Origin of the sequence: Kitasatospora sp. NPDC058170, from assembly GCF_042883905.1 — a bacterium.
In the GTDB taxonomy this organism is placed as follows: Bacteria; Actinomycetota; Actinomycetes; order Streptomycetales; family Streptomycetaceae; genus Kitasatospora.
Genome location: NZ_JBHVUV010000043.1, coordinates 42462 through 51294, shown reverse-complemented (window position 1 = coordinate 51294; position 8833 = coordinate 42462). Strand labels below are relative to the sequence as shown.

Here is an 8833-nt window from a genome sequence, read left to right as displayed (position 1 = left end):
TTGACTTTTGGCACGCTGTTGAGTTCTCAAGGAACGGACACTTCCTTCGGTCTGCCTTCCAGCAGGCCCTCCGGGCGCTTCGTTCTTTCGTGTTTGAAGCTTATCAGATGTTTTCCGCTCCGTTTTCCGGAGTTTCATTCATCGGACTTGCTTTCCGCCGCCCCTCTCGGTGCGACTCCGGAACTGTACGGGGACGGGACCGTCACAAGCAAATCGCCCCCGCCCGGGCTTCCGGGCGGGGGCGATCGAGGTGCTCAGCGGACCTCGGTGATCTCCGGGCCGCGGGCGAAGGGGTCGAGCGCGGTGGTGCCGAAACGGCCGTCACCCTCGCCGGCAGCGGCGGCTGCCCCGCCACCGTCGGCGACCATCTGCGCGTCCTCGGGGAGCTTCAGCACGATCGGGTCGCGAGGCGCCATCGGGATCTCGCCGCGCACGACGACCGTCTGCTGGAACACCTGCTCCAGAATTCCGGCCATCTCGGGCTGCACGGCGGCCTGGCCCGAGATCACACCGCGCAGGAACCAGCGCGGTCCGTCGCAGCCGACGAAGCGGACCAGCTGAACACCCTGGGTGCCGTCCGGGAGCTGTACGGGGACCTGCGCGCGGAGGTGCCAGCCGAGCGGGCCCTCCTCCTCCTCGACGATGCCGCCCTGGGAGGTGATGCCGTTGGCGATCTCCTCGCGGACCTCGCCCCAGATGCCCTCGGACTTCGGGGCGGCGAAGGCCTGGAGCTGGATGGCGCTGTTGCCGAGGACAAGGGTCGCGGCCACGATCGAGTCGCCGGCCACCTCGACACGCAGTTCCATGCCCTCGACACCGGGAACCAGCAGGCCCCCGAGGTCGACGCGGCCCTCCTCCGGATTCTCCAGCTCGGAGAAGTCCCACGGGCCGTCCGGACGCGGGGCCGGCGGCAGACCGACCCGGTCCGTCGGGTCCAGCTCGGTCACGTTCTCGCTCTCGGCGGAACCTTCGACGTCATCGGCCGTCTCGTCGGCGCTGATGGCGTCGTCGGCGAGCTGCTCGACAGCGTCCTCGCTCTTCTGGCGACGACGGAACACGGTCACTGTCCTTCCCGGTCCAAGACCGATGCGAATACCTGCTCGGCTTCCTGCGAGGCCGCGGGCAGCCTAGACCGCGGCGTGGCCACCGGTCGACCCGAACCCGCCCTCGGCGCGTGCCGACCCGGGAAGTTCGGCCACCTCGTGGAAGCGGGCCTTCTCGACCTGCTGGATGACCAGCTGGGCGATCCGGTCCCCTCTGCGGAAGCTGACGGCTTCGCGCGGGTCCAGGTTGACGACGATCACCTTGATCTCTCCACGGTACCCGGCATCGACCGTCCCTGGGGCGTTCACCAGAGCAACTCCGCAACGAGCTGCGAGCCCGGACCGGGGGTGGACGAAGGCCGCGTAGCCGTCCGGCAGCGCGATGGCCACGCCGGTGGGCAGGACGGCCCGCTCGCCGGGGGCCAGTTCGGCATCGACGGTGGTCCGCAGATCGGCTCCCGCGTCACCGGGCTGCGCGTACTCGGGCAGCGGCAGCTCGGCGTCGATTCGCCTGATCAGGACGTCCACCGGCGGACGGGGGGTGGTGCTCAAGGGTTCACCTCAAAGGCTCGGGCGCGCTTCATCAGGTCGGGGTCGTCCAGGACCTTGTCGATGTCCTCGGGACGACCGTGCTTGGTGAAGTGTTCCAGCTTCACCTGGATGAAGAGTGCCTGCGCGCGCACCGCCACCGGTCCGTCCGGTCCACCGATGCGTGCCTCGCCGGCGCTGTAGATCTTGCGGCCGTGCACGCCGGTGACCCGTGCGCTCAGGTGCAGGACCGAGCCGACCGGCACCGGGCAGAGGAAGTCCGTCTCCAGCCGGCCGGTGACGGCGGGGGCGTGCAGCAGCCAGTTGAGCGTGCCGAGGGTCTCGTCCATCGCGGTGGTCAGCAGGCCGCCGTGGGCCAGGCCCGGGCCGCCCTGGTGCTCCGGGCCGACGGTGAACTCGGCGGTGACGTCGAGCCCTTCGCCGGCCACCGCGTCGATCCGCAGGCCACCGGGGTGCTGCGGGCCGCAGCCGAAGCAGTGCTCGTAGTGCGAGCCGAGCCGGGTGCCCGGGGCCGGAGCCTCCGGGGCGCGGGCCGGCAGCACGGCCTCCGGCGGCGGGGAGGTCGGCGACAGCCGGACGGCCTCCGGCGGGGCGGCGGGGGCCTGCGGGGCGTGAGCCTGCGCGGCGGGGGCCTGCGGGACCGACGACTGCGCGGCCGACGGCACGGACGGAGAGGCTATGGAACCGGTCACGGGAGCACCCTACCGACCGGTAGCCGACGGGTCGGCGGGGGTGCGGTCCCGTGCCGTCCGTTGCGGCGCCCACAATGGGGGCATGTACGACGAACGCCTCACCGTGCCGCGCTCCTGGTGGTTGCTCCCGGTCGCGATCGGGCTCACGCTCGCGTTGATCCTGCTGCGTCTCAGCGCGGTGGGCGCGCTGGTCGGGCTGGTGGTCGGCATCGCCGCCGGCGCCGCCGCGATCAGCAGTTACGGCTCCGCGCGGATCCGGGTGGTGCAGGGCTCCCTGGTGGCCGGCACGGCCCGGATCCCGGTCGACGCCCTCGGCACCGCGCACCCGCTGAGCCCGGCCGAGGCCGTGGCCTGGCGCGGACCGAAGTCCGATCCGCGCGCCTTCATGCTGCTGCGCAGCTACGTCCCGACCGCGCTGCGGGTCGAGGTCAGCGACCCGGCCGACCCGACGCCGTACCTCTACCTCTCGACCCGGTCGCCGATGAGGCTGGCCGAGGCGCTGGACGAGGCCCGCCGCGGCGCCCGGGCCTGACCCCCGCCCCCTCGGGCCCGTACGCGCCCCGGAGAGCCCCGTACGGGCCCGGAAAACGGAGAGGGACGGTTCCGCCTTCGCGGGACCGTCCCAGACACTCCGTACTGCGTGTTGCGTACTGCCTACTGCCCTGCGCGGCACTGCGTGCTGCGCCGGTCCTGCGTGACCACGTACTGCCGGTGCGTCCGCCTCGGCGTCCGCCGAAACTGCCGTCCGGCCCCGCTGCCCGGGGCCGGAAGGGGCGGTGTGCCGGACTCGCGGAGGCCGCGAGACCCGGACCATGGCCGCCCAGGTGCTCAGGCGCCGCAGTCCCGGCAGATCGGGTTGCCGTTCTTCTCGCTGTACAGCTGGCTGCGGTGGTGCACGAGGAAGCAGCTCATGCAGGTGAACTCATCGGCCTGGCGCGGCAGCACCCGGACGGAGAGCTCCTCGTTCGAGAGGTCGGCGCCGGGGAGTTCGAGGCCTTCCGCAGCCTCGAACTCGTCGACGTCCACCGAGCTGGTGCTCTTCTCGTTCCGCCGAGCCTTCAGTTCCTCGATGCTGTCCTCGTTGAGGTCGTCATCGGTCTTGCGCGGGGTGTCGTAGTCCGTTGCCATTTTTCGCTCTCCCCCTCCGGGTTGTGCGGTGTGTGCGGTATCTCCAGCGCACGTAACGCATGGGGGGTCGGTCTTGTGCCCGACCCGAGGCGGAGATTTTGCCTTACTTCAAGCCCTGTTACTCAATCGACACTCAGCCAGGGGTCCGTCGGGGTGATCGAATCGGGCTCGAAGGGCCTCACGCTGGGCCATCGCCGGCCTCCGGCTCAGCCTCGCCGGCGGACACTCACAGTGATCGGAAGCCCTGCGGCCGCCTGCCCATTCCCTTGCCCACCAGGGGCATCCGTCAACCCAGCAGGATGCCCCCGGCCGCCGATCCGATCACGGACGGCAACCGGGGGCTCCGGAATCATGATCACGCTCCGAGAGCATACCAACCCACGGAGCCACGCGGTGTGACCTTGGTCACGTTCTGAATCTTCCGGGGCAAATCGCGGAAAATCCACCCAACCGGAACAGCCCCGGACACGGGCCGCGAATCGCCTACTTGGCGGCCTCGCGAGCGGCCCGGCGGGCCAGCAGGGCGGCCTGGCGCTCGTCGAACCTGGTCGCCTGGGTGTCCAGCCCGTCGAGGAAGGCGCCGAGCTCCTGCTGGGCCTGCAGGCCCTCCGGGCCGAGGCCGCCGATCTCCATCACCCTGAGGTGGCGCAGCACCGGCTGCAGCACGTCGTCGTGGTGGATGCGCAGGTTGTAGACGCCGCCGATGGCGATCTGGACGGCGGCCCGCTCGAAGCCGGGGATGCCGTGGCCGGGCATCCGGAACTGGGTGACCACGTCCGAGACGGCCCGCATGGCCTGGTCCGGGGCGATCTCCAGGGCGGCCTTCAGCAGGTTCCGGTAGAAGACCATGTGCAGGTTCTCGTCGTTGGCGATCTTCGCGAGCAGCTGGTCGCAGAGCGGGTCGCCGGCGAAGTGGCCGGTGTTCCGGTGCGAGATGCGGGTCGCGAGCTCCTGGAAGGCCACGTACGCGACCGAGTGCAGCATGCTGTGCGCGTTGTCGGACTCGAAGCCCTCCGACATGTGGCTCATCCGCGCCCGCTCCAGCTCGTTCGGGTCGACGGCCCGGGTGGCGAGCAGGAAGTCGCGAATGGCTATTCCGTGCCGGCCCTCCTCGGCGGTCCAGCGGTGCACCCAGGTGCCCCAGGCGCCCTCGCGGCCGAACATGGTGGCGATCTCGTGGTGGTAGCTGGGGAGGTTGTCCTCGGTCAGCAGGTTGACCACCAGCGCCACCCGCCCGAGCGGGGTCACCTGGGACTGCTCCAGCGCCCAGGCCTCGCCGCCGAGCACGCCGTCGAAGTCGCGGCCCTGGCTCCACGGGACGAACTCGTGCGGCATCCAGTCCTTGGCGACCTTCAGGTGGCGGTTGAGCTCCTGCTCGACGACCTCTTCGAGGGCCATGATCAGCCGCGCGTCGGTCCAGGTGCTCGAGCCGGGCGAGGCGGTGCGCTGCACGGGGGCGATGGTCACGAGTCTTGCTCCTGGGGGACGGGCACGCGCTGGGACCGGCGCGTAGGGCGGCACGTCGGAGGACGCACTTACGGTTGCGTAGGTTACGACACCGTAAGTTTACTGGACCGGAAAAGACAAGCCGCCCCCGCCAGGCCTTATGTCGTCTTGACGGGCCTGGCGGGGGCGGCTCGGGATGGTCGGCGCACGGAGCGCACGGAGTGCAGGGCGCCCCGAAGGGCGTGGCGGGGCGTGTGGGGGCCCCGGGGGCCGGTCAGGCGCCCGGAATGCGGACGCGCATGGTGAGGCCGCCTCCGGGGCGCGGGGTGGCCTCGATGACCCCTCCGTGCGCGCGGACGACCGAGCGGACGATGGAGAGGCCGAGTCCGACGCCCTTGTCGCTGCGGGTGCGGTCGGCGCCCTTCACCCGGCGGAACGGCTCGAAGATGTGCTCCAGCTCGTAGCCGGGCACCACCGGGCCGGTGTTGGAGACCACCAGCTCGCCGCCGCCGGGCACCTCGGCGGTGGTGATCTCGACCCAGCCGTCCGCCGCGTTGTAGCGCACGGCGTTCTGCAGCAGGTTGAGCGCGATCCGCTCCAGCAGGATCCCGTTGCCGGAGACGGCGACCGGGTTGAGCTCGGCGCGCAGTTCGACCTCCCGCTTGCCGGCCTCGGCCCGGGTCTGCTCCAGCGCACGGGCGGCCACCTCGGAGAGCTCGACCGCGCGGCGGTCGGTCAGCTCGTTGTCGCTGCGGGCGAGCAGCAGCAGGCCCTCCACCAGCTGTTCGCTGCGCTCGTTGGTCGCCAGCAGGGTCTTGCCGAGCTGCTGGAGGTCGGGCGAGGCCGCGGGGTCGGAGAGCTGGACCTCCAGCAGGGTGCGGTTGATCGCCAACGGGGTCCGCAGCTCGTGCGAGGCGTTGGCGACGAAGCGGCGCTGGGAGTCGAAGGAGCGGTCCAGCCGGTCCAGCATGTCGTCGAAGGTGTCGGCGAGCTCCTTGAGCTCGTCGTCCGGGCCGTCCAGCTCGATCCGCCGGTGCAGGTCGGAGGTGGCCACCTCGCGGGCGGTGCGGGTGATCCGGCCGAGCGGGCGCAGCACCCGGCCGGCCATCGCGTAGCCGGCCGCGAAGGCGATCACGGCGAGGCAGACCAGCACGGTGAGGGACTTGCGCAGCAGGGTGTTGAGGGCCGCGTTGGACTTGAGGCCGTGGCTGTTGGCGATGACCTGGTTGAACTGGTCCGAGGTCATCGGCACGCGGTTGACGTAGATGTCGCCGTCGAACTTGAACGGCGGCGGCTGGACGTCGTGCAGGGCCTGCCGGACGAAGAAGTACATCAGCAGCAGCAGGACCACGCCCGCCATCAGGAACATCCCGCCGTAGAGCAGCGTGAGCCGGATCCGGATGGTCGGGCGGAACGGCAGCCAGGCGAGCATGCCGTCGCCCGGGACATAGCTCTCGTCCGAGGCCTGGTCCAGCCGGGGCGCACGCGGCGGGTGCGCGGGTCTGGGCGGGACGGACGTGGGCGCGGCGGGCCTGGGCGGCACGGCTCGCGGGCCGCCGGCGGGCGCGCCGGAGGGCCCGCCGGCCGGGGGCGGGGTGGTCATGGTTGTCCTCTCCGAGCGTCCGCCGGGGGGGCGGGCGCGGCACGGGCGGATCCGGCGGATCCGGCGGATCCGGCGGTTCGGCTGGTGGCTCCGGTCGGATCCGGTCAGATCCGGTAGCCGGACCCGGGGACGGTGACGATCACCGGCGGGTCGCCGAGCTTGCGGCGCAGCGTCATCACGGTGACGCGCACGACGTTGGTGAACGGGTCGGTGTGCTCGTCCCAGGCCTTCTCCAGCAGCTGCTCGGCGGAGACGACGGCGCCGCCGGCCCGCATCAGCACCTCCAGGACGGCGAACTCCTTGGGGGCCAGCTGGACGGTCCGGCCGTCGCGGATCACCTCGCGGCGGCCGGGGTCGACCGAGATGCCCGCGCGTTCCAGGACGGGCGGCAGCGGGACGGTCGCCCGGCGGCCCAGCGCCCTTACCCGGGCGACGAGTTCGCTGAAGGCGAACGGCTTCGGAAGGTAGTCGTCCGCGCCGATCTCCAGGCCCTCGACCCGGTCGCTGATGTCGCCGGAGGCGGTCAGCATGATCACCCGGGTGGCCAGGCCCTGGTCGACCACGCTGCGGCAGACGTCGTCGCCGTGGACCAGGGGGAGGTCGCGGTCGAGGACGACCACGTCGTAGTCGTTGACCGCGATGCGCTGGAGCGCGGCCTCCCCGTCGTACACCACGTCGACGGCCATCGCCTCGCGGCGCAGGCCGGTGGCGACAGCCTCGGCGAGCAGCTGCTCGTCCTCGACGACGAGAACCCGCACGGTCGTTGTCCCTTCTCCAGGCCGGCCCCGGAAACGGACGCGCGGCTCCGACGGTGCCTCCATCCTGCCTGGTCCTGCGGTAAAGCAGCGATAAGCTGCCCCGGAGGCACGGGTGCGCGGGCGGTCCCGCCCACGGTTCGTGCCGGAAACAGTCCGCTTGGACTGTGACACAGGCAACTTTCTCGCCCGGGGAGGTTTCCCCGACCCCGGGGCGGGGAGGACAGCTGCACACCCGCGATCTGGCCATCGGCCGATCGCACCCACCCGCCGTGCGTTCATCCGCGCCGGCCCTGGGGCTGGGGCGTCACCGGGAGCGGCCACGGGCCGTCTCCGCGCCCGACCGGAGATCTCCACCTGCCGGCTCGGACGCGTCCGCTGACCACCGCGTCCCGGGGCGGGGGACGCACGAACGTGCACGTCCGACACAGTAAGGGGGCCCGTATGGACGCCTTCACCGCCGGAATCCTGCAGCGCATAGCCAACGCCGAGCAGGACCTGCACCGCGCGATCGAGGCCGGGGACGAATTCCTGGCCGAGGTGGAGCAGTCCGAGCTGGACGACCTCCGCCGGCTCGCCGCCGAACACGGCGTGGACACGGTACTGGAGCGCCACCGCACCGCTGCCTGACCGCCCACCGACCCGACGCCGGTCCTCCCGGCACCAGCGGCCCTGTGGGGGCCGTGCGAAACCCCAAGCCCTGGCATCTCCCGCATGCCAGGGCTCTTCGCTGCCCCGACCCCGCCCGGACGGTACCGGCGGGGTCGGGGCGGCCGCGTCGGGCCCGGGCTCGTCAGGCCCAGGCGCGCAGCTCCGCCAGGCGGTCCTGGAGCGGCTGATAGACGCCGGGGGCGGCGGCGACGGTCAGTTCGCCGTCCGGGCCGTGCCCGGGGCGGCCGCCGACCAGGGCGCCGGCCTCGGCGGCGATCAGGCAGCCCGCCGCGCGGTCCCAGGGGGCGAGGCCGCGCTCGTAGTAGCCGTCCAGTCGCCCGGCGGCGACGTCGCAGAGGTCCACGGCGGCGGCCCCGCCGCGCCGGATGTCGCGCACCTCGGGCATCAGCGCGAGCAGCACCTCGGCCTGCCGGACCCGCACCGACTGCACGTAGCCGAAGCCGGTGCCGATCAGCGCCTGGCCCCACGGCGGGGCCGGGCGGACGGCGACCGGCCGGCCGTCCAGGTGGGCGCCGCGGCCGGTCACCGCGTGGAACAGCTCGCCGCGCACCGGGGCGTACACCACGCCGACGACCACCCGGCCGTCCAGCTCGGCGGCCACGCTGACGGCCCAGGACGGCAGTCCGTAGAGGTAGTTGACGGTGCCGTCGAGCGGGTCGACGACCCAGCGCACCCCGCTGGTGCCCGGGCGCTCGGATCCCTCCTCGCCGAGGTAGCCGTCGTCCGGCCGGCGGCGGGTGATCAGCTCCAGTACGAGCTTCTCGGAGGCGAGGTCCATCTCGGTGACCACGTCGACCGGGCTGCTCTTGGTGTCGGCCACGCCCAGGTCGGCCGGGCGGCCGTCGCGCAGCAGGGCGCCCGCCTGCCGGGCGGCGTCCAGGGCGACGTCGAGCAGTTCGTCGAGCAGTTCGGGGCTGGGCACGGTGGGCACGGGGTCCTCCGGAG

At 72.2% G+C, this 8833-nt stretch carries 10 protein-coding genes; 2 read left to right on the top strand and 8 right to left on the bottom strand.

The window, feature by feature from the left end; translation table 11 throughout:
* Positions 1-254 precede the first annotated feature (254 nt).
* The 3 genes from ACFVVX_RS34485 to ACFVVX_RS34475 form a co-directional block, all read right to left on the bottom strand.
* Positions 255-1058: a DUF3710 domain-containing protein gene (locus tag ACFVVX_RS34485; RefSeq protein ID WP_387951597.1), complete on the bottom strand. Its 804-nt coding sequence runs from the start codon at positions 1056-1058 to the stop codon at positions 255-257.
* A 69-nt stretch (positions 1059-1127) separates the two neighbouring features.
* Complete coding sequence (gene dut, locus ACFVVX_RS34480) at positions 1128-1595, bottom strand: dUTP diphosphatase (RefSeq protein ID WP_387951595.1); 468 nt, start codon at positions 1593-1595, stop codon at positions 1128-1130.
* On the bottom strand, positions 1592-2164 hold the full coding sequence (locus ACFVVX_RS34475; protein WP_387951603.1) for a PaaI family thioesterase: 573 nt from the start codon (positions 2162-2164) through the stop codon (positions 1592-1594). Before ACFVVX_RS34475 ends, dut begins: the two co-directional genes overlap by 4 nt.
* A 202-nt stretch (positions 2165-2366) precedes the next feature.
* On the opposite strand from ACFVVX_RS34475, the gene ACFVVX_RS34470 reads away from it, so the two are divergent.
* A complete protein-coding gene (locus ACFVVX_RS34470; protein WP_387951593.1) occupies positions 2367-2816 on the top strand; it encodes a DUF3093 domain-containing protein in 450 nt (149 codons plus the stop codon).
* 296 nt (positions 2817-3112) lie between these two features.
* Here ACFVVX_RS34470 and ACFVVX_RS34465 read toward each other — a convergent pair whose 3' ends face one another.
* The 4 genes from ACFVVX_RS34465 to ACFVVX_RS34450 form a co-directional block, all read right to left on the bottom strand.
* Positions 3113-3412: a DUF4193 domain-containing protein gene (locus tag ACFVVX_RS34465; RefSeq protein WP_073924890.1), complete on the bottom strand. Its 300-nt coding sequence runs from the start codon at positions 3410-3412 to the stop codon at positions 3113-3115.
* A 483-nt stretch (positions 3413-3895) separates the two neighbouring features.
* A complete protein-coding gene (locus ACFVVX_RS34460) occupies positions 3896-4879 on the bottom strand; it encodes an acyl-ACP desaturase (protein ID WP_387951591.1) in 984 nt (327 codons plus the stop codon).
* A gap of 253 nt (positions 4880-5132) precedes the next feature.
* The gene (locus ACFVVX_RS34455; protein ID WP_387951589.1) at positions 5133-6461 is read right to left on the bottom strand and encodes a sensor histidine kinase; all 1329 of its coding nucleotides are present in this window, start codon (positions 6459-6461) and stop codon (positions 5133-5135) included.
* A gap of 104 nt (positions 6462-6565) precedes the next feature.
* Positions 6566-7219 carry a response regulator transcription factor gene (locus ACFVVX_RS34450; protein ID WP_387951587.1) on the bottom strand — a complete coding sequence of 218 codons (654 nt, stop codon included), beginning with the start codon at positions 7217-7219 and terminating at the stop codon, positions 6566-6568.
* 441 nt (positions 7220-7660) lie between these two features.
* On the opposite strand from ACFVVX_RS34450, the gene ACFVVX_RS34445 reads away from it, so the two are divergent.
* A complete protein-coding gene (locus tag ACFVVX_RS34445; protein WP_030301315.1) occupies positions 7661-7846 on the top strand; it encodes a hypothetical protein in 186 nt (61 codons plus the stop codon).
* A 163-nt stretch (positions 7847-8009) separates the two neighbouring features.
* Here the strand turns inward: ACFVVX_RS34445 and ACFVVX_RS34440 are convergent, their stop codons facing one another.
* Positions 8010-8819 carry an inositol monophosphatase family protein gene (locus ACFVVX_RS34440; RefSeq protein WP_387951585.1) on the bottom strand — a complete coding sequence of 270 codons (810 nt, stop codon included), beginning with the start codon at positions 8817-8819 and terminating at the stop codon, positions 8010-8012.
* Between the last annotated feature and the right edge of the window lie 14 nt (positions 8820-8833).

What these genes read in the sequence shown, in the direction of transcription:
- ACFVVX_RS34470 (WP_387951593.1), top strand. Translation starts at nt 2,367, where the DNA reads ATGTACGACGAACGCCTCACCGTGCCGCGCTCCTGGTGGTTGCTCCCG.
- ACFVVX_RS34465 (WP_073924890.1), bottom strand. Translation starts at nt 3,412, where the DNA reads ATGGCAACGGACTACGACACCCCGCGCAAGACCGATGACGACCTCAAC.
- ACFVVX_RS34455 (WP_387951589.1), bottom strand. Translation starts at nt 6,461, where the DNA reads ATGACCACCCCGCCCCCGGCCGGCGGGCCCTCCGGCGCGCCCGCCGGC.
- ACFVVX_RS34445 (WP_030301315.1), top strand. Translation starts at nt 7,661, where the DNA reads ATGGACGCCTTCACCGCCGGAATCCTGCAGCGCATAGCCAACGCCGAG.